The organism is Micromonospora sp. ALFpr18c (assembly GCF_008868155.1).
GTDB lineage: Bacteria > Actinomycetota > Actinomycetes > Mycobacteriales > Micromonosporaceae > Micromonospora.
This window is the reverse complement of sequence record NZ_WBKR01000053.1, coordinates 1-19,225: the sequence shown is the minus strand read 5'-3', so window position 1 is coordinate 19,225 and position 19,225 is coordinate 1. Positions and strand designations below refer to the sequence as shown.

Genomic DNA, 19,225 nt, shown 5'->3' with positions numbered 1-19,225 from the left:
GCGGAGGCACCGCATGACTGACGGCGACGTCCGGATCGTGCCCGCCAACGAGGCGTCGTGGGAGGACCTTCAGGACGTCTTCGGCACGGCCGACGCGGGGCGGTGCCAGTGCCAGTGGTTCAAGGTCAGGGGCTGGCTGTGGCAGGCGTCCACCCCGCAGGGGCGGGTCGCGGCGTTTCGCGAGCAGACCAGGTGTGGTGAGCCGGACGCCAAGGACACCAGCGGGCTGATCGCGTACCTCGACGACCAGCCGGTGGGGTGGCTGGCGGTCGAGCCGCGGACGGCGTACCCGAAGCTGCGCAACCAACGGGTGCCCTGGCTCGGCCGCGACGAGGACAAGGACGACGACGGCGTCTGGGCGGTGACCTGCCTGGTGGTCCGCAAGGGCTACCGGGGGCGCGGCCTCACGTATCCTCTGGCCCGCGCCGCGGTCGACTTCGCGCGGGAGCGTGGCGCCCGGTCACTGGAGGCGTACCCGATGCTCGCCGAGGCCGGCAAGCAGATCACCTGGGGTGAGGCTCACGTCGGGGTCCGGCAGGTCTTCGAGGAGGCCGGGTTCACCGAGGTCAGCCATCCGACCCTGCGCCGCGTGGTCATGCGGATCGACTTCGCGGACCACCGGCAGGGGTCGGATCAGGGCGAGGGCCCGACGCCGGGTCGGGTGTAGGCAGCCAGGTCAGCGCCGCCGCCACCGGAAGCGCCGCGAACCGGCGGTGGCCTCTTCCCGGCCCAGCAACTCGGCGGCCACGCGCAGGTTCTGGGCGGGCTGCTCGGCCGCCGGCCCCAGCAACTCGACAAGTCGGTTGCCCAGCGCCAGCACCACGGCGGCGCGATCGGTGTCGCCGATCATCGCCAGGCACCGCGCGTACACCCCGTAGGTGTTCGCCATCTCCCACAGGCTGAGCGGACGCGCCGGGTCGAGCAACGCCTGACGCAGCTCGCAGGCCCGTGACGCGGCGAGGGTCGCCTCCCGGACGCCGTCGACCGACGACGGCCGGGTGAGGTGGCGGTGCAGCAAGGCGGTCGCCTGGTTGTGGTACGCCGCCCCCATCGCCTCCCGGGTGCGGGGCCCGGCCGACGGCGGAGCGCCGACGGCGGTCAGACCCACCGCCACCGCCCGGTCCAGCAACTCTCTGCGCGTGGCGGGCTGACCGGCGGCGAACGCGACCTCTGCGAGGTCCACCAACGCGGTGATCAGTTCGGCGAGCGCGTCGTCGCGGGGTGGGGCAGCCACGTTGCCACCCTCGGCCGCCACCGCGTCGTACACCCGCTCGAAGATGGCGACCGCCTCACCGCCCGGCGCCATGCCCTGCCCGGCCCGGCCGCGCGCGGACAGCAGCATCCCGTGCCGCCACAACGCCCGCGCCAACTGCTGCTGGTCGCGGCGGTCCGGCTGCCCCGGGCCGTCCACCGCCCGCCGGTAGGCGTCGATCACCCGCCCCCACATGCGGTCCGCCTCCGCCCAGGTGGCCTGCCGCCGCGACAGCTCCCGTGCCTGCTCGAACAGCTTGCCCCGCTCGTCCGGTCCCACGTCCCGCACCGCCCTCCGTGCCAGCCATCCGCGACACCGCCGCCGCAGACAGTGAACGTCATCGATTCTAGGGCGACCGGCGGCGCATCCCGGCCCACGCCGAGCGGGGCATTTCCCGGGTGCTCAGGCCGATGGGCGTATCCGGTAGGCCAGGTGGGTGACGCCGACGCCCTCGACGACGCTGATCGGGCCCTCCAGCTGCAGTGGCGCGATCTTCAGGCGGGCGAAGAGCGGGATGCCGGCACCGAGCACCACCGGGACGAGGTCGACGTGCACCTCGTCGAGCAGGCCGGACTCGACGACCTGCGCCGCGATGGTGCCGCCATTGACACCGACCTCCTTGGCACCGGCGATCGCCCTGGCCCGGTCAACGGCGCTCTCGATGCCGTCGGTGACAAAGACGAAGGAGTCGCTCTCCGGCTCCCAACCCTCGGGCACGCGGTGCGTGGCAACCACGACGGGCACGTCCAGCGGATGCCGACCACCCCACCCATTGGTCATGTCGAACAGCCGCCGGCCGACGACCAGCGCGCCGGTCCGCTCGGTGAAGTCGCGCAGGTGCCGGGCGCTCGCGGCGGACGTCCGGAACGTCAACTCGGGGTTGGCCGTCGGCGTCTCGACGTCGCCGCCCTCGTACCACTGGAAGAGGTACTCGAAGCCACCGTGGGACGCGTCCGCGATGTAGCCGTCCAACGACATCGTCGCCCGGGTCGTCACCTTCGTCATCGATCCGCTCCTTGTCGGTGCCGTGTCGGCTCGTCGGTGGGGCCGGTGCGCCCGGCCCTCACCCCATGGTCGAAGCCGGAGCCACCCCTCGCGACAGGTCCGGCGAACCACCCATCGGCTTCGTGCAGAGAACGTCGGGCTGGGGCGCGTAGCCCAGCGCCTGCCAGAACCGGAGCGCGGCCGTGTCCTCCGGCAGCACCAGCAGGTTCACCCGTGGGCAACCGAGGGCGGCAAACCGCCGCTCCAACTCGGCGACCAGCAGGGTGGCGATGCCGCGACGGCGGTACGCCGGGTCGACGGCCAGCCGCAGGATCATCCCCCGGCGGCCGTCGTAGGTGCCCAGCACCACCGCCGCGACGGTGGCGTCCACGTCGGCGACCAGGAAGAGCTGCGGATCCCGCGTCAGTGTGGCGGTCAGCTCGGCGCGGGGCAGCACGCCCCGTCCGGTGGCTGTCCACAGAGCCACGACGCGGTCGTAGTCGGACCAGACGAACTCACGAACGCGGATCAAGCGCGACTCCTACAGGACGGTGCCGTAGGCGGGCTGACCCGCCACCTCGTACGCGGCGTAGACGACACCCGCCTTGGTGGTGCGCGACCCGGTCAGCCGCAGCCCCGCCGGGCCCGCCGGGGCCCTGCATCACACCGTCCAGGGACAGGAACGTCCCCACCACCAGTTTGCTCGCCATGTCGCGGCTCCCTCCGGTCGCAGGCAGCGACAGTCGTCACCACGACGGACCCTACGGGGCCGTGACCCTGCGTGCATTCCGGCCGCGCCGGCCTTCTCGCGATCCGGCGTAGCGTGGGGTGCATGCGAAGCACCACGCTGGGCAGCACCGGCCCCGAGGTTGGCGTCATCGGTCTCGGGTGCATGGGCATGACCCACGGATACGACATCAGTGGCCCCCGCGACGACGACACCTCGATCTCGGTCATCCACCAGGCCCTCGATCTGGGCGCCACCCTGATCGACACGTCGGACGTGTACGGGCCGTACACCAATGAGGAACTGGTCGGGCGGGCGCTGGCCGGCGGGCGACGGGAGCGGGCCGTCCTGGCGACCAAGGCCGGCCTGGTGGCCACCGCGTCCACCGGTGGCCCCGGCAACTCCCCCACGATCGGCAACAACGGCCGCCCGGAGCACATTCGTGCGGCGATCGACGCCAGCCTGCGGCGGCTCGGCACCGACCACGTCGACCTCTACCAGTTGCACCGGGTCGACCCGGAGGTGCCCATCGAGGAGTCCTGGGGTGCGATGGCGGAGGTCGTGAAGACGGGCAAGGCACGGCAGATCGGGCTGTCCGAGGTGACGGTGACCCAGATCGTGCGAGCCCAGGCGGTGCACCCGGTGGCGTCGGTGCAGTCCGAGTTGTCGCTGTGGACCCGCGACCCGTTGACCGAGGTGCTGCCGTACTGCGCCGAGCAGGGCATCGCCTTCCTGCCGTTCTCGCCGCTGGGCCGCGGGTTCCTCACCGGCCGGTTCACCTCGTTCGACGACCTGCCCGCCGACGACTTCCGCCGTGGCCTGCCGCGTTTCCAACAGGACGCGTTGCGGGCCAACCTGGCCATCGTGGCCCGGGTCCGCGAGATCGCCGACCGGGCGGGCCTCAGCCCCGCGCAGGTCGCCCTCGCGTGGGTCGTCGCCCAGGGCCCCCACGTCATACCGATCCCCGGCACCAAGACCCCGAAGTACCTGGTGGACAACTGCGCGGCCGGCGACGTGCGGCTCGCCGCGGAGGACCTGGCCGACCTGGACGCGCTGCCCGCGCCCGAGGGAAGCCGCTACTGAGGCGCCGGCGGCCCGGCGCCGCCGCGCCGGGCCGGGCCGCCACCGGCGTACCGAACCGCACCCCGACACCGGGCGAGTACAGCACGCTGACCGGCGGGTCGACCGGCGCCGGCAGACCGGCGGCGGCGACCAACTCGTCGTCCAGGTGCAGCACCTCGGCCCGGTGCAGCGGCCAGCGCGGATGCCAGTTCGGCAGGTGCAGCGTGCGCCCGTACACCCGGGTGTGCAGCCCCCACCGGGCGGTGACGAAGTGCTCAAGGGGTGTCGGGTCGTCGATCCGCTCCCCCACCCGCACGGTCATCCGGCTCGTCGTACCGGCCGGGCCGGGCCAGCGCCGCCGGCACCGGTAGGTACGGCGGTCACCGTCGCGGTCCAGGCGCATCGACGACCAGAGGTACGGCAGACCCAACGTCACCCGCGCCACCAGCACCGGCACGAGGCGGGACGCGTCGAGCGAGCGGAACACGACCGCCCGCCGGCCGGTGTCGTCGACCGAGTAGAGCCGGACGTTGGTCTCCCAGAAGGTGCCGAGGTAGGGCACCCCGGGGCCGCGACCGAAGCCCAACCGCACCATCCGGAAGCCGATCAGCCCGACGTAACTGACGCCGCCCAGCGTGTCCGGGCGTGTTCCGGCGGGCAGCAGCGGTGCGACGAGTTCCGGGGCGACGGCCCAGTGCAGGAAGGTGAGGTCCTCCCAGCGCTGGCGCAGAAGCGACCAGGGGAACGCCTGCCGGGGCTCGTGGTCGACCGGTTCGATGTCCACCCCCTCATCCTGGCTCAGGCGATGGCGACACGGCGGGCACGCTACGACCGGGGTGGGACAGCCGGCGCGACGTGGAGCGGCTGCGTGACCGCCGTACGCTTGATGAGGGCGCCGGATCCCCACGAAGTCGATTCTGGGAGGAACCGCGCGTGACGCACGGTGACGCCGATCTGGTACTGCTCGCGCAGGCCGGAGACGCGGGGGCGCTGGGCGTGCTGCTGGCCCGTCACGAGGCCGGGATGCGGGCCGTCGCGTTGAGCATGCTCGGCTACGGCCCGGACGCCGAGGATGCGGTGCAGGACGCCATGGTGGTGGCGCTGCGGCGCATCGGTGAGGTCCGCGACCCGGCGGCGGTCGGCCCGTGGCTGCGCACCATCGTCCGCAACAACGCCCGGATGACGCTGCGTGGCCCCCGGCCGTTCCCGGTCGCCGAACCGGAGTGGTTCACCCTGCCCGCCGCCACCCCCACCCCGGAGGAGGCACTGGACCAGGGCGTCCTGCGTGACTGGGTGTGGCACGCCATCGACCGACTGTCCGAGCCCGACCGGCTGGTCACCCTGCTGCGGTACTTCAGCGACGCCTCCTCGTACGACCAGATCGCCGCCGTGTGCGGCGTGCCGGTCGGCACCGTCCGCAGCCGCCTCAGCCACGCCCGTCGCACGCTCGCCGGCGGCCTCCGGGCCTCGGCCACCGCGGCGCACACCGACCTCGGCGCGGTCAACGCCGCCCGCTGGCGGGAGGGCCGCGACATGATCGCCACGGCGATGCGGGGCGACTTCGACCGGGTCGTGCGGGACAGTTGGTGGCCGGACGCCGAGATGATCGTGCCGGGCCGCCGGCGCGGAGGCCCCGACCTGGCGATCGGCGGCATGACCAGCGACCTGGAAGCCGGGGTACGCCAGCGGCTGCGCAACGTGGTGGCCAGCGGCGACGTGCTGATCTGGGAGACCGACCTGATCAGCCCGCCCCACGATCCGGAGCACTGCCCACCCGCGGCCCTGTGGTTGCAGCAACTGCGCGGCGGACGGGTGGGCCGGTTCACCCTCTTCCACCCCGTTCCGGCGCTGGTCTGAGAAAAGTTTCCGGACCGAGCGAACTTCGCGACCGGCCCGCGCATCTGGTCCGTGTCAGTCATCAGTCGCGCGGCGACACACGGCGCGCGGGTCCACGGATCGGGAGATAGCACATGGGTTCCACCAGCCACGACGTCGGCACGCTCAGCCCGGGTGCGCACACCTTCACCGTCGACGGTGTCCGGCAGGTCTACCACGTCGCGGGCACCGGCCCGGTGTGCGTGGCGCACTCCGGCGGCCCCGGCATCGAGTGGGCCTACCTGCGGACGCCCGGCCTCGAGGAACACTTCACGATGGTGTACGTCGAGCCGGTCGGCACGGGTGCCTCGGGGCGGCTCGACAACCCCGACGACTACCGTCTCGCGACGTATGTCCGGTTCCTCGACGCGGTGGTCGAGCACCTCGGCGAGCCCCGGGTGTACCTCCTGGGCCACTCGCACGGCGGTTTCGTCGTCCAGCGGTACGCGCTGGACCACCCGGACCGGGTCGCCGGCCTCGTCCTGTACGACACCTCACCCGTCACCGGCGCCGAGTTCTGGGCCGAGGCGATGGCCAACCTCGCCGCGTACCCGCAGCGGCACCCCGACCGGCCGGAGGCGACGGACGTCCCGCACGCTTTCGAACGCTACGGTGTCGCCGCCGACGACGAGGCCCTGGCGACCGCCCTGCGCGCCGCCATCCCGGTGTACTTCGCGGACTTCTGGGGTCGGCAGGCCGAGTTCGCCCCGCTCCAGGCGGCCGTACGGGTCTGGATGACGCCGGCCCGTTCGAACGACCCCACGCCGTTCGACGTGCGGGACAGGCTCGGTGAGATCACCGCGCCGGCCGTGGTGATCGTGGGCGCGCACGACTTCATCTGCGGCCCCCGTTACGCCGAGGAACTGCACGCGGGCCTCAAGGACTCGCGCCTGGTGGTGCTGGAGCAGAGCGGGCACTTCGCGCACGTCGAGCAGCCGGCGGAGTTCACCGAGGCCGTGGTGGAGTTGCTGACCCGCTGACCCGCCCGCGCGCCGCGCCCCGAGGTCCGTTCGTCACAGCGGGCAGCCCTCGGGGTGCGGCGACGTTGAGTGGTCATAGGCTTGGCACTTCGCTGCGCCGTGACGAAGGAGAGACCGCCGTGAGCCAGACCGAGCGGATGGATTCCGTCGACGAGTGGAACGTGGCCGAGGACGATGGCGTCCTGGACGCCTCCGACACCCTGGATGACGGGGTCGGCGACCCCCTCGACACCGGCATCGTCGCCGAGGACCACTGGACGGCGGCGAACCGGTTCGGCACCACCCCCGCCGAGGAGCGGGCCGGGGAGTCCCTGGACCAGTACCTCGCCCAGGAGGAACCGGACATCGACCCGTACGCCGAGGGCGGCGACGACGAGGACGAGCTGACCCGCCGGGGGTACGAGGCCGAGGGCCGCGCGGGCCGTCTCGTCGCGTACGACGAGGGTGTCCGCGAGGACGACGAGGCCGACTCGGTGGCGTGGGACGCCGGGATCGACGCGGGCGCCGCCAGCGCGGAGGAAGCGGCGGTCCACCTGGTCGACGACCCGAACGGGCCGGGCGACGGTCCGTTGCGCTGACGCCGTATCCGCCGCCGCGCTCGACTCCCCGTAGGGACGCCGAGCGCGGCGGCGGCGTACTCAGTGGATGACGACCGGCGTCTTGACCTGCTCGCCCTGCTGGTCGTCGAGCTGCGCCGGCTGACGTCGGCGCGGCAGCAGGGCGGCCGGGATGAACGTGAGCACGACCAGCGCGAACGCGACCCAGAACGTGGTGGCGAACGACTTGGCGGCGAAGTCGAGCCCGCGCTCGATGATCGACGGGTCGACCGGCATCTGCTGGAGCAGCTCCGGACGCTGCTGGGAGGCGATGGCCAGCCCGGCCTCGGTTACCGGCTTGCCACTCTCGTCCACCAGGCCGGGGATCGGCCGGGAGCCGTTCAGCTCGTTGGTGAGGATCACCGACATCACGGCGGCGCCGACCGACCCGCCGATCTGCTGGAGGATGTTGACCAGCGTCGAGCCACGGGCCACCTCCTGGGCCTGCAACGTCCGCAGCGCGGAGGTCATGATCGGCATCATCGTGCCGCCCATGCCCAGACCCATCACGAACAGCGACCCGCCGAGCAGCCAGTACGAGGTCTGCGGGTCGACCTGGGTGAACCCGAAGAAACCGACGACGATGAGCCCCAGCGCGAACGGCACGGTACGCCCGATCGGCACCCGGTCGGCCAGCGTGCCGGCGATCGGCATGGTGATCATCGCGCCGATGCCCTGCGGGGCCATCAGCAGGCCGGCGGCCAACGTCGACTCGCCGCGCACCTGCAGGAAGTAGCTCGGGAACAGCAGGCCGGCGCCCATGAACGCGATGATGAACACGAACAGCGTCAGCGAGGCGATGGTCAGACTGCGGTTGCGGAACAGCCGCAGGTCGAGCAGCGGGTGCCGGGGCTTGAACGAGTAGAGCACGAACGCCACCACCAGCGCGCCGCCGACCAGCATCGGCGCCCACACCTTCGCCTCGGCGAACGTGCCCGCCTCCGGCAGCGACGAGACGCCGTAGAGGAACAGGGCGAGACCCGGCGAGAGCATGAGCATACCGACGAAGTCGAACGACTCGGACGGCTCGGGCGCGTCCTTCGGCAGCGCGAACTGCGCGTAGATCAGCGCGACGACACCGATCGGCAGGTTGATCAGGAAGATCCAGTGCCAGCTCGCGGTGTCGATCAGCCAGCCGCCGAGGATCGGGCCGCCGATCGGGCCGAGCAGCATCGGAATGCCGAGGACGGCCATCAGTCGGCCGATCCGGTGCGGCCCGGCCGCGCGGGTCATGATGGTCATGCCCAGCGGCATGAGCATGCCGCCGCCGAGGCCCTGCAACACGCGGTAGCCGATCAGCTCGCCGATGCTGTCGGCGGTGGCGCAGAGACCGGACCCGATCGTGAACAGCGCCAACGCCACCATGTAGAGACGTTTGGTGCCGAACCGGTCGGCCGCCCAGCCGCTGAGCGGGATCACGGTGGCCAGGGCGAGGGTGTAGCCGGTCATCGTCCACGCGACGCGGGCGTAGGACGCGTCGAACTCAGTCTGGAATGTGGGCAGCGCCACGCTGACCACCGTCACGTCGAGGATCGACATGATCGCGCCGAGGACCACGACGCCGGCCACCTTGAGCACTGCGGCGTCGAGTTTGTCCGATGTCGCGACGGATTGCTGTGTCACAAACTCTCCTGAAGTCGGTTGAGCCGGCCGATGGTGGGCGGTGGCGGCGATGCCGCGCCGACCAGGCGCGGGGCGCGGCGTACCAGGACGACGACGCGCCGAGGAAGACTAACCGCCAGTTGTGACGATTCGCCGCCGGATTTCGTGACCGTCCGGTGGCGCATCCGAACGGCCGTCCATTTACAGCCGCTCGTCGGGGTGGCGATCAGCCAGCAGAACCACCGGCCACGCCGTTCCGCGCCACGCGGTGCGGGCCGACCACGTGAACCCGGGGAATGATGCGGATCCTCGACCGGATGCACGACACCCCGGCCCAGGTGGTGAACCACCTCGGCGAAACCCTGGCGCAGACCGCGCCGGCCATTGCCCTACTCGGTGACGAGACCCGGTACAGCGGGTTGGCGCACAGCGCGCACCACCGCTGGTTCACCGACCCAACGGCACGGCAGCTGCACCCGGAGTCGCCTGCTCGTGGCACACCTGCACGCGGCGTACACCCCGCGACGGGCGCGGCTCGCGGGCCGCCGCGCTCGTCGCCGTCATCGGCGGCCAGCTCGTCTGACCGCCGATCAGCTCCGGGCCGGGTAGCGGGTCGGGCTGACGCCCAGATACCGCCGGAAGTGACGGGTCAGGTGCGCCTGGTCGAAGAACCCGGCGGCCGCGGCGACCTCGGCGGGACGCTGCCCCGCGAGGAGCAGGCGACGGGCCAGCTCGACCCGCCGACCGGTCAGGTACGCGTGCGGCGGCAGCCCGTGCAGGTGGCTGAACGCCCGGACCAGGTGCGTCGGGTGGGCGTGCAGCAGCTCGGCGGCCTCGCGCAGGGTGACACCCTCGACGGTCCGGGCGTCCAGCAGCTCCCGTAGTCGGACCGCGAGGCCACGCGCGGGCGGCGGGACACCGGCCGGGGCACGCGCGCCGAGTTGCTGGCGCAGTCGGTCCAGGATGAGCGCGAGCCGGCTCTCCGCCTCGAACTCGTCCCCCGCGTCGCCGAGCGCCTGATGCAGGTGGTGGATCCGGTCTCGCAGGCGCGGATCGGCCAGGTCCGGTTGGTCGACCGCCCGGCCGACCAACGCGGCGTCGAGCGCCGAGGTGTCGAGGTACAGGACCCGCTTGCGGAAACCGTTCGCCGTGGCGGAGCGGCCGTCGTGCGGCACGTACGGCGGCAGCAGCGTGACCGATGTGCGCAGCGCGCCGTGCCGGTGCCGGTCGAGGTCGAAACGGACCGCGCCGTCGTCGACGATCAGCAGCGTCCACACGTCGTGGACGTGCCGCGGGTACGCGTGGTCCACGAAATGGGCGTGGAAGACCTCGGCGACCCCGGCGACGGCGGGTCGCCAGGCGCTGACCTGGGAGCCGGCCGGGCGGGTGGCCACGCTAAGAACGTACAAGACCGGTCGGTGTCGGGGCGGGCAGGCTCGACGCCATGACCGAACCGATCCGCTTTCCCACCAAGATCGCCGTACTGCTCCGTAACGACCTGGCCGGCTGGCAGCGGCTGAACGTCACGGCCTTCCTGGTCAGTGGCATCGCGAACGCCGAGCCGGTGCTGCTGGGTGAGGAGTACCGCGACGCGGACGGCACCGGGTATCTGCCGATGTTCCGCCAGCCGGTGCTGGTGTTCGCCGGCGACCGGGCGACGCTGGCCGGCGCGCACTCGCGTGCGCTCGCCCGTGGGCTGCGGCTCGCGGTCTTCACGTCCGAGCTGTTCGCCACCGGCAACGACCGGGACAACCGCGCCGCCGTGCAGGCGGTCGGCCGGGACAAGCTGGACCTGGTGGGGCTGGCTCTGCACGCGGGGCGTACCGTGGTGGACAAGGTGCTCAAGGGCGCGTCCATGCACCCGTAACGGCATTCGTGGCGGCGAAGACATTGCGGCTGCGGCAGGCGCTCGGCTTCCACTCCCGCTACCAGCTCGGCGAGGCCGCGCCCTCCTGGCTCTGCGGTGGCAGCCTCACCCGGGGCCTCGGCCCGATCACCGAGGTCGGCTTCAACGCGATGAGCACCCGGCTGGGCAACGTCATGACCAACACGCAGACCCTCACGCTGCACCAGCGGCCGGCCGGCAGCAACACCCTCTTCGTGGCGTGGGAGACGCTGACCCACGCCAACAACCCCAACTGAACAGGCCACCGTGGGTCGGCGCCGTCCTCGACGCCGACCCACGGTGCGGGGTCAGCCGTCGAGCCCCAGCGCCACCACCGGGCTGACCCGGGACGCCCGCCGCGCCGGCAGCACCCCGGCCAGCGCGGTCGACGCGACAAGCGCCACGAACAGCCCGACCAGCGGCAGCACCGGCACGGTCAACGGTGCGTCGATCCCGAGCGTCTGGACCGCCAACCAGGCGTACGGGACGCCGAGGAGCAGACCGATGGTCGCACCGATCACCCCGTACAGGCCGGACTCGGCGGTCAGCATGGTGCGCAGGCCGGTCCGGGACAGGCCGATGGCGCGGAGCAGGCCGGACTCGCGTACCCGCTCCACGACCGAGAGCGCGGTGGTGGAGCCGACCCCGACGACCGCGATCAGCACGGTGAGACCGACCAGGCCGACCGCGATCCAGACCAGGGTGCTCAGCAGCGCGTCGTTGCGGTCGCGTTCGTCGGCGAGCACCGCGAGCCCCACCCCCTCGCTGCCGCCGATCGCCTGCCGCAGCGCGCGTACCCCGGCGGTGCGGCCGTCCTCGCCGGCATCGGCCGCGTCGGCCAGCAGACCGGTGTACGCCGCCGGCACGCCGAGCCGGTCGAGGTCGGCCGGGTCGACGAGGATGCCGGCGTGCAGCGGGCCGTCGCCGGGCAGCACCGCGGCCACCCGCACGTCGACCCTGCCCGTGGCGCGGGCGAGGGTGGCGGTGTCGCCGGCCCGCAGTCCGGTGTCCCGGGCCACCCAGCTGTTCAGCACGATCCGGCCGGGCCCACGGTCGGCCAGGCTGCCCTGGGCCACGTCCAGGTCACCGGTGGTCGGCAACGCCGCCACGTCGAGGTCGTTCGTCGGGTAACCGGACTCGACGTCACCGAGCCGGTCGGTGCCACGCAGCACCGTGACGTCGGCGACGCGCCGGTACGGCACCACCCGGTCGAGTGCCTGTGCCACCTCCGCGCCGGTCACCACCGCCGCCGGCAGCGTCCCGTCGCTGGTGGTGACCTCGAAGTCGGTCGGCGCCGAGAGCGCCATCTCACGGTCGGCGAGGACCCGCATCGACGCGCCCCCGATGACCACCCCGGAGATCAGGGTCACGCCCAGCGCGACCACGACGGACACCGCCGCGGCCCGACGAGGCGTCCCGCCGACCCCGCCGACCGCCAGCCGCCCGTGCGGGCCGAGCTGCCTCAACGGCCAGCCCAGGACGGCCAGCACCGGACGTACCAGCAGCGGCCCGAGGGCCACCAGCGCGAAGAACGCCAGCGCGCCGGACCCGACCAGCAGGAGCAGGGGCATCGTCGGGTCGTAGGACTCCTGCTCCGGCGTGGGCAGCTGGCGGATCGTCGCGACGGCGGCGAGCACCGCGCCCGCGGCCAGCAGCAGCCCGCACACCAGACGCGGGACGCCGACGCCGCGCCGGCCGGCGGTGGTGCTCGCCGTACGCAGCGCCTCCAGCGGGGAGACCCGCGCGGCGGAGAGCGCCGGGGCCAGCACGGCCAGGACGGTGATCATGACGGCGCCGGCCACCACCGCGACGGACGCGGTCAGCGGCAGGCCGGGCGACGAGACCGCCCGGCCGGAGGCCCGCAGCACCGCCGGCAGGGCGTACCCGAGGGCGAGTGCGCCGGCGACACCGACCACGCCGGCGACCAGCCCGGTCAGGGCTCCCTCGGCGGTCAACGCCCCCACCAGGGTGCCCCGCCCCGCGCCGACCGCCCGCAGCAGCGCGAGCTGCCGCATCCGCTGCGCGAAGACGATGCGGAAGGTCGAGGTGACCACCAGCGCCGCGGCGATGACCGCGATCGCGACGAACACGCCGACCAGGACGAACAGTCTCCCGACCTGCTCGGCGGCCGCGTTGGCCTCGGTCTGGCGCACCTCGGCGCCGGAGCGCACCGGCTGCGTGGCGCCGACCAGCGCGGTCACCGCCTCGCGGACGGACTCCGGCGACGTGCCGGGTGTCACCCGTACGTCGATGCGCTCCACGGTGGTCAGGTGCGCCCACGCCGTCACGACGTTGTCCGGGGCGTACGCGTCGGAGCCGCCGTCGGCGTCGGTCTCGACCACGCCGGTGACAGTGAGTTGGGTGGGCGCGGTCAGCTCGCCGCCCGTCCCGCTGGTCGCGGTGCCGACCGCGAGTCCGAGTCGTTCGGCGGTACGCGGGGTGATCGCGATCTCCCCGGGTCGCGTCGGATAGCTGCCCCGGATCACGCGGACCGTGGCCAGTGGGCCACTGCCCGGGTCGGCCCGCAGGTTGAGGTAACCCTCGCCGAGTAAGACCCCGATCTCCGACCGGCCGACCGCCTCGGCCACCCCGGTCAGGGCGCGGACGCGTGGCAGCTGCGCCGCGGTGGGTGACGGCTGCTCCGGGTCACCGATCACCAGGTCGGTGGCGGCCGGGGTGCCGCTGAGGTTGTCCCGCACGGTCCGTTCGGTGATCTCCTGCACGAGCACCGTGCCGAAGACGACGAACGCCGCGACCAGGATGGCCAGGCCGGTCAGGATCAGCCGGCCGGGGCGGCGGGCGGCGACGCTCACCTGGGTACGCAGCACGGTCGCCCTCATGCGCCGGCCGCCAGATCGCGCAGCGCGTCGGTCACGGAGCCCTGGTCCGGTTTGTCGATCTCGCCGGCCACCCGGCCGTCGGCGAGCAGCACCACCCGGTCGGCGTACGCGGCGGCGATCGGGTCGTGGGTGACCATGACGACGGTCTGGCCGAGGTCGCGGACCGAGTCGCGCAGGATGGTGAGCACCTCCGCCCCGGAGCGGGAGTCCAGGTTGCCGGTCGGCTCGTCGGCGAAGACCACCTCGGGACGCGACACCAGCGCCCGCGCCAGCGCCACCCGCTGCTGCTGGCCACCGGACAGCTCGCTGGGCCGGTGGCCCAGACGGTCACCGAGGCCCAGCACCCGCACCAGGTGCTCCAGCAGGTGACCGTCGGGCTCCCGGCCGGCGAGGTCCAGCGGCAGGGTGATGTTCTGCGCGGCCGTGAGCTGCGGCAGCAGGTTGAACGACTGGAAGACGAACCCGATCCGGTCGCGGCGTACCCGGGTCAGCGTCCGGTCCGACTGACCGGTGAGGTCCGTGCCGCCGAGCAGGACGCTACCGGAGGTGGCCGTGTCCAGGCCGGCGAGACAGTGCATGAGGGTCGACTTGCCGGACCCGGACGAGCCCATGATCGCGGTGAACTCGGCCCGGCCGAAGCCGACCGAGACCCCGTCCAGCGCACGGACCGCGGTGTCACCGCTGCCGTACACCTTCACCAGGTCGACCGCGGCGACCGCCGCGTGGCTGGTTTGCGGCGGGGCGTGGGTTGTCATTGTTCCTCCAGTGGCTGCGATGTGACCCGGGAAGCGTCGCCGCCGTCAACCGGTGGGCACATCGGCCCGGGGCCGGGTATCGCCGCCGCCGGGTCTGCCTTTCGGCCGATCTACCGCTCCCGCCACCTGGCTACGCTGGGTCACCATGAGCGCGGCGGCTTTCTCGACATGGTGGGTACGGCTGGGCCAGCTCGCGGGCCTGGCGGCGCTGGGTCTGCTGGGCCTCTTCGACCTGCGCTTCGGCCTGTTCACCGGCATGAGCCCGACGTTCGCCCTGCTTCTGGTGGTGCGCACGGGGCTCGCGGTGGCGACCGTGCCGGTCTGGCTGCCCGTGCACCGGCAGGGGTCGCGGGCATTGCCCGTCGCGGCGCTCCTGCTCGGCACCGCCTCGCTGGCCGTCACCTTCGGTATCACGGTGCTCAGCTCGGGCAGAGGACTTCTGGTCGGCGGCAGCTGGGGGCTGGCCGAGTCCGCCGGGCTGTTGGCAGTCGTCTTCGTGGTGACCCGGCGGGGCGCGGCCCGACTGGCGCCGTGGGCGGCGGCGGTCACCGCGCTCGCCGCCGCCGCGATGCCGCTGCGCGCCGGCACCGACAACGTACTCGTGATCTTCGGGCTGCTCCAGGCGCTCGCGGCGGTCGGCGCCGCCGCGGTCGGCATCTACCTGCGCGTCGTCGCGGCCGGACGGGAGCGGGCGATCGCGCTGGTCCGGGCCGAGCAGCGCGCCGAGTTCGCCCGCGATCTGCACGACTTCATCGCCCACCACGTGACCGGCATCGTGGTGCAGGCGCAGGGCGCCCGGTTCGTCGCCGAGCAGGATCCGCAGCGGGTGATCGTCGCCCTGGAGCAGATCGAACGCGCCGGCGCGGAGACGATGGCCTCGATGCGACGGATGGTCGGTGTCCTGCGCAATCCGGACGCCCCGCTCGCCCCGCTGGCCGGCGTGGCCGACCTGGCGCCGCTGGTGCAGGGCCACAACGGCACGGCGACCGTACCGGCCCGGCTGCACGTCGACGGCCCGCTGGACGGGCTGCCGGTGGAGGTCTCCACGTCGGCGTACCGGGTGGTGATGGAGGGGCTGACCAACACCCGCCAGCACGCACCGGACGCCCGGTCGGTGCACGTCGCGGTGCGCCGTACCCCGGACTGGCTGCTGGTCCGGGTCGCCGACGACGGCACGTCCGGGCGCACCGCGCCGGCCCGGGGGCACGGCTTCGGTCTGATCGGCCTCACCGAGCGGGTACGCGCCCTCGGCGGCACGATCACCGCCGGGCCGGGCATCGCCGGCGGCTGGGTGCTCGACGCGGCGCTGCCGCTGCATCCGGCGGTGGCGCGGTGATCCGGGTGCTGCTCGCCGACGACCAGGCGATGGTCCGGACCGGCTTCGGCATGATCATCGGGGCGCAGTCGGACATGACGGTGGTCGGCGAGGCCGCGGACGGGGTCGCCGCCGTCGAGCTGGCCCGGCGTCTGCGACCGGACGTCGTGCTGCTGGACATCCGGATGCCCCGCCTCGACGGCCTCGAGGCGCTGCGGCTGCTCGCCGGGCCGGGCGTCGCCGACCCGGTCCGGGTGGTCGTGGTGACCACCTTCGACCTCGACGAGTACGTGCACACCGCACTGTCCAACGGCGCCTGCGGTTTCCTGCTCAAGGACTCCGGCCCGGCGCTGCTGGTGGAGGCGGTCCGCGCGGCCGTGTCCGGGGACGCGCTGATCAGCCCGTCCATCACGGTGCGGCTGCTGGAGCATCTCAGCTCGCCGACACCCGCGTACGACGACGCCGGGCTCTCACCACGGGAACTCGACGTCGTGAAGCTCGTCGCCCGGGGCCTGACCAACGCCGAGATCGCCGCCCGGCTCTTCATCGCGGTCGGCACGGTCAAGACCCATCTGGCCAGCGTGCAGATGAAGCTCCCGGCCCGGAACCGGGTGGAGATCGCCGCCTGGGCCTGGGAACGCCGCCTCGTCGCCTAGGTCCCTCGCGGCGACCGCGTCCGGGCGGATGGGGCTGGGTGCGGCGCCTTCGGAGTTGATGCCGGGCCGCGCTGCACGCCGACATGGAGGTCTGCGGTCGCCGGTCGCCGCGCTGCTCGCGGCCGCCCTGGTCGCGGTGGGCGCGACCCCGGCGTACGCCGCCGACGACACCGAGCGCCCCACCACCCCCGGCCCGATCACGGTCGTCGCCGTCGACACGACCTGGGTCGAGCTGACCTGGGCAGCCTCGACCGACAACGTGGGGGTGGTCCGCTATCCGGTCTCCGCGCGGTTCGAGGACTCCGGCGCCATGTACTCGACCGACACCACCAGCATCCGGATCACCGGGCTGCGGCCGTCCCGCACGTACACGTTCAGCGTCTCGGCGGTGGACGCGGCCGGCAACAGCTCCCTGTCGAACCCGACGCTGCGGCTGACCATGCCACCGGGCGACGACCAGTCGCCGAGCGCGCCGGGCCAACCGATGGCGTACGACGTGGCCGCCACCCTGGTGTGGCTGCGGTGGGCCCCCTCGGTCGAGAACGTCGCGCTCGACCGGTACGAGGTGTTCCGGGTCAACGCCGACGGCACCCTCACCCGGGTCAGCGAGGTGTACCAGTACCCGCCGGGGCGCAACAGCACCCAGATCAGCGGGTTGACCCCCACCACCACGTACACCTTCGTGGTGCAGGCCCGCGACGAGGTCGGCCACCTGTCACCCCTGTCCGAACCGGTCACCGTGACCACGCTGCCGCCGCCACCGAGCTGCGCGGTCCGGTCCGTCGTGCGGCAGTGGTCGGACGGCGCCTGCGTGGCGGCGGACGAATAACGCTCGCGTCCCAGCTCTGGCGCACACCGCGACATCTTGCGACGCTAACGCTCGTGTATGACTACGACCTGGTGGTGCTGGGCTCCGGACCCAGCGGTCAGAAGGCGGCGATCGCCGCCGCCAAACTGGGCAGGCGGGTCGGCATCGTGGACCGCCGCGACATGATCGGTGGGGTGTGCATCAACACCGGCACCGTCCCGTCCAAGACGCTGCGCGAGGCCGTGCTCTACCTGACCGGCCTGAGCCAGCGCGACCTGTACGGCAGCAGCTACCGGGTCAAGGAGGAGATCACGGTCAGCGACCTGGCCGCCCGGACCCAGCACGTGATCACCCGGCAGACCGACGTCATCCGCAACCAGCTCGCCCGCAACCGGGTCGCGATGATCACCGGTACGGGCCGGTTCGCCGACGCGCACACCATCTGGGTCGACGGCGGCTCCGGCCGCGAGTCCCGGGTGACCTTCGACAAAATCATCATCGCGGCCGGCACCCGCCCGGCCCGCCCGGACAGCGTCGACTTCGACGACCGCACGATCGTCGACTCCGACGGCGTCATCAACCTGCAGGCCGTACCTCGCAGCATGGTGGTGGTCGGCGCCGGCGTGATCGGCATGGAGTACGCGTCGATGTTCGCGGCCCTCGGCACGAAGGTGACGGTCGTGGAACGCCGCGACCGGATGCTCGACTTCTGCGACGACGAGGTCGTCGAGTCACTCAAGTACCACCTGCGCGACCTGTCCGTGGCGTTCCGCTTCGGCGAGGAGGTCGCCGCGGTGGAGAAACACCAGACGGCGGCGTTGTGCATCCTCAAGAGCGGCAAGAAGATCGTCGCGGACACCGTCATGTACTCGGCCGGCCGGCAGGGCCAGACCGACGATCTGGCGCTGGAGGCGGCCGGGTTGGAGGCGGACCGGCGGGGCCGGATCACGGTCGACGCCAACTACCGCACCTCGGTGGACAACATCTACGCCGTCGGTGACGTGATCGGCTTCCCGGCGCTCGCGTCCACCTCGATGGAGCAGGGCCGGCTGGCCGCGCAGCACGCCTGCGGCGAACCGATCCGCGAGATGCACGGCCTGCAACCCATCGGCATCTACACGATCCCGGAGATCAGCTTCGTCGGGCAGACCGAGGCGCAGCTCACCGAAGCGTCGACGCCGTTCGAGGTGGGCATCGCCCGCTACCGGGAGCTGGCCCGGGGCCAGATCGTGGGTGACTCGTACGGCATGCTGAAGCTGCTCGTCTCCCCCGACGACGGCCGGCTGCTCGGGGTGCACGTGTTCGGCACCGCCGCCACCGAGATCGTCCACATTGGGCAAGCCGTCATCGGCTGCGGCGGCACGATCGACTACCTGGTCGACGCGGTGTTCAACTATCCGACACTCGCCGAGGCCTACAAGGTGGCCGCCCTGGACGCGTCCAACAAGATCCGCAACATCACCCGCATCGACGGTTAGCCCAGAGGTAGCGCCCCGACAGGGGAAGGGCCGGCCGGTGCGAAGGGTTCGGGCCACCCTCCGCACCGGCCGGGGTCTGCGTCAGCGTGCCGCGCAGGTGGGGCTCAGGCTGCCGGCGGTGCCGTTGGCCTGGAACCCGAACTCGGTGGACTGCCCGGCGCCGACCTGGCCGTTGTAGGCCACGTTCGTCCAGTTCGTTGTGCCGGTGTTACCGCTGCGGTCGGCACTCCAGGCGTTGGTGACCGTCGCCCCGGACGGCAACGCGATCGTCACCGTCCAGCCGTTGAGGGCCGACGAGCCGGCCGTCACCCGTACGTTCGCCACGAAGCCGCCCGTCCACTGGTTCACCGTCACCGTCGCGGTGCAGGCACCCGTACCCGGGGGCGGGGTCGTGGGCGGCGGGTCGGTCG

The 19,225-nt window shown here is 72.7% G+C and carries 19 protein-coding genes and 2 pseudogenes; 12 read left to right on the top strand and 9 right to left on the bottom strand.

Annotated features, from left to right (window positions below):
* Positions 1–13: 13 nt before the first annotated feature.
* The gene (locus F8271_RS12525) at positions 14–667 is read left to right on the top strand and encodes a GNAT family N-acetyltransferase (protein WP_151489863.1); all 654 of its coding nucleotides are present in this window, start codon (positions 14–16) and stop codon (positions 665–667) included.
* Positions 668–676: 9 nt separating this feature from the next.
* On the opposite strand, the gene F8271_RS12520 is transcribed toward F8271_RS12525, so the two are convergent.
* From F8271_RS12520 to F8271_RS12510, 3 genes are all read right to left on the bottom strand, one after another.
* Complete coding sequence (locus F8271_RS12520) at positions 677–1,540, bottom strand: hypothetical protein (protein WP_151489862.1); 864 nt, start codon at positions 1,538–1,540, stop codon at positions 677–679.
* 114 nt (positions 1,541–1,654) lie between these two features.
* Complete coding sequence (locus F8271_RS12515; protein WP_151489861.1) at positions 1,655–2,257, bottom strand: dihydrofolate reductase family protein; 603 nt, start codon at positions 2,255–2,257, stop codon at positions 1,655–1,657.
* Between the two features lie 58 nt (positions 2,258–2,315).
* Positions 2,316–2,768 carry a GNAT family N-acetyltransferase gene (locus F8271_RS12510; protein WP_151489860.1) on the bottom strand — a complete coding sequence of 151 codons (453 nt, stop codon included), beginning with the start codon at positions 2,766–2,768 and terminating at the stop codon, positions 2,316–2,318.
* Positions 2,769–3,068: 300 nt separating this feature from the next.
* Between F8271_RS12510 and F8271_RS12500 the strand changes: the two genes are divergently transcribed.
* On the top strand, positions 3,069–4,046 hold the full coding sequence (locus F8271_RS12500) for an aldo/keto reductase (protein ID WP_151489859.1): 978 nt from the start codon (positions 3,069–3,071) through the stop codon (positions 4,044–4,046).
* A gap of 37 nt (positions 4,047–4,083) precedes the next feature.
* Here the strand turns inward: F8271_RS12500 and F8271_RS12495 are convergent.
* Positions 4,084–4,809: pseudogene (locus tag F8271_RS12495) on the bottom strand (YqjF family protein); the annotation flags it as partial.
* A gap of 149 nt (positions 4,810–4,958) precedes the next feature.
* Here F8271_RS12495 and F8271_RS12490 point away from each other — a divergent pair.
* The 3 genes from F8271_RS12490 (at position 4,959) to F8271_RS12480 (ending at position 7,458) form a co-directional block, all read left to right on the top strand.
* Positions 4,959–5,882 carry an RNA polymerase sigma factor gene (locus tag F8271_RS12490; RefSeq protein ID WP_151489858.1) on the top strand — a complete coding sequence of 308 codons (924 nt, stop codon included), beginning with the start codon at positions 4,959–4,961 and terminating at the stop codon, positions 5,880–5,882.
* A gap of 113 nt (positions 5,883–5,995) precedes the next feature.
* Positions 5,996–6,880, top strand: coding sequence for an alpha/beta fold hydrolase (locus F8271_RS12485; RefSeq protein ID WP_151489857.1), 885 nt, complete (start codon positions 5,996–5,998; stop codon positions 6,878–6,880).
* Between the two features lie 119 nt (positions 6,881–6,999).
* Positions 7,000–7,458 (top strand): DUF5709 domain-containing protein, encoded by a 459-nt coding sequence (locus F8271_RS12480; RefSeq protein WP_225854470.1) that lies wholly within the window; start codon positions 7,000–7,002, stop codon positions 7,456–7,458.
* Positions 7,459–7,518: 60 nt separating this feature from the next.
* Here the strand turns inward: F8271_RS12480 and F8271_RS12475 are convergent, their stop codons facing one another.
* Positions 7,519–9,099: a DHA2 family efflux MFS transporter permease subunit gene (locus tag F8271_RS12475; protein WP_151489856.1), complete on the bottom strand. Its 1,581-nt coding sequence runs from the start codon at positions 9,097–9,099 to the stop codon at positions 7,519–7,521.
* Between the two features lie 275 nt (positions 9,100–9,374).
* On the opposite strand from F8271_RS12475, the pseudogene F8271_RS33800 reads away from it, so the two are divergent.
* Positions 9,375–9,503: pseudogene (locus F8271_RS33800) on the top strand (transcriptional regulator); the annotation flags it as partial.
* A gap of 165 nt (positions 9,504–9,668) precedes the next feature.
* Here F8271_RS33800 and F8271_RS12465 read toward each other — a convergent pair.
* On the bottom strand, positions 9,669–10,472 hold the full coding sequence (locus F8271_RS12465; RefSeq protein ID WP_151489855.1) for an AraC family transcriptional regulator: 804 nt from the start codon (positions 10,470–10,472) through the stop codon (positions 9,669–9,671).
* Positions 10,473–10,522: 50 nt separating this feature from the next.
* Between F8271_RS12465 and F8271_RS12460 the strand changes: the two genes are divergently transcribed.
* Together F8271_RS12460 and F8271_RS12455 are read left to right on the top strand one after the other, a co-directional pair.
* Positions 10,523–10,945, top strand: a complete 423-nt coding sequence (locus F8271_RS12460; RefSeq protein WP_151489854.1) for a DUF2000 domain-containing protein — start codon at positions 10,523–10,525, stop codon at positions 10,943–10,945.
* Positions 10,946–10,953: 8 nt separating this feature from the next.
* On the top strand, positions 10,954–11,220 hold the full coding sequence (locus F8271_RS12455; RefSeq protein WP_225854468.1) for a hypothetical protein: 267 nt from the start codon (positions 10,954–10,956) through the stop codon (positions 11,218–11,220).
* Positions 11,221–11,271: 51 nt separating this feature from the next.
* On the opposite strand, the gene F8271_RS12450 is transcribed toward F8271_RS12455, so the two are convergent.
* Both F8271_RS12450 and F8271_RS12445 read right to left on the bottom strand, forming a co-directional pair.
* Entirely contained in the window at positions 11,272–13,803 is a 2,532-nt protein-coding gene (locus tag F8271_RS12450; RefSeq protein ID WP_151489853.1) for an FtsX-like permease family protein, read from the bottom strand.
* Positions 13,800–14,558, bottom strand: a complete 759-nt coding sequence (locus tag F8271_RS12445; RefSeq protein WP_151489852.1) for an ABC transporter ATP-binding protein — start codon at positions 14,556–14,558, stop codon at positions 13,800–13,802. The genes F8271_RS12450 and F8271_RS12445 overlap by 4 nt, the downstream gene beginning before the upstream one ends.
* Before the next feature lie 145 nt (positions 14,559–14,703).
* Between F8271_RS12445 and F8271_RS12440 the strand changes: the two genes are divergently transcribed.
* The 4 genes from F8271_RS12440 to sthA are packed head-to-tail and all read left to right on the top strand — an operon-like array spanning position 14,704 to position 18,815.
* On the top strand, positions 14,704–15,894 hold the full coding sequence (locus tag F8271_RS12440; protein WP_151489851.1) for a sensor histidine kinase: 1,191 nt from the start codon (positions 14,704–14,706) through the stop codon (positions 15,892–15,894).
* Positions 15,891–16,529 carry a response regulator transcription factor gene (locus tag F8271_RS12435; protein ID WP_151489850.1) on the top strand — a complete coding sequence of 213 codons (639 nt, stop codon included), beginning with the start codon at positions 15,891–15,893 and terminating at the stop codon, positions 16,527–16,529. Before F8271_RS12440 ends, F8271_RS12435 begins: the two co-directional genes overlap by 4 nt.
* A gap of 58 nt (positions 16,530–16,587) precedes the next feature.
* On the top strand, positions 16,588–17,358 hold the full coding sequence (locus F8271_RS12430; protein WP_192580260.1) for a fibronectin type III domain-containing protein: 771 nt from the start codon (positions 16,588–16,590) through the stop codon (positions 17,356–17,358).
* Positions 17,359–17,411: 53 nt separating this feature from the next.
* Positions 17,412–18,815, top strand: a complete 1,404-nt coding sequence (sthA, locus tag F8271_RS12425) for a Si-specific NAD(P)(+) transhydrogenase (protein WP_151489848.1) — start codon at positions 17,412–17,414, stop codon at positions 18,813–18,815.
* Positions 18,816–18,896: 81 nt separating this feature from the next.
* Here the strand turns inward: sthA and F8271_RS12420 are convergent.
* A partial coding sequence (locus F8271_RS12420) for a cellulose binding domain-containing protein (RefSeq protein ID WP_192580259.1) occupies positions 18,897–19,225 on the bottom strand: 329 nt, incomplete at its 5' end.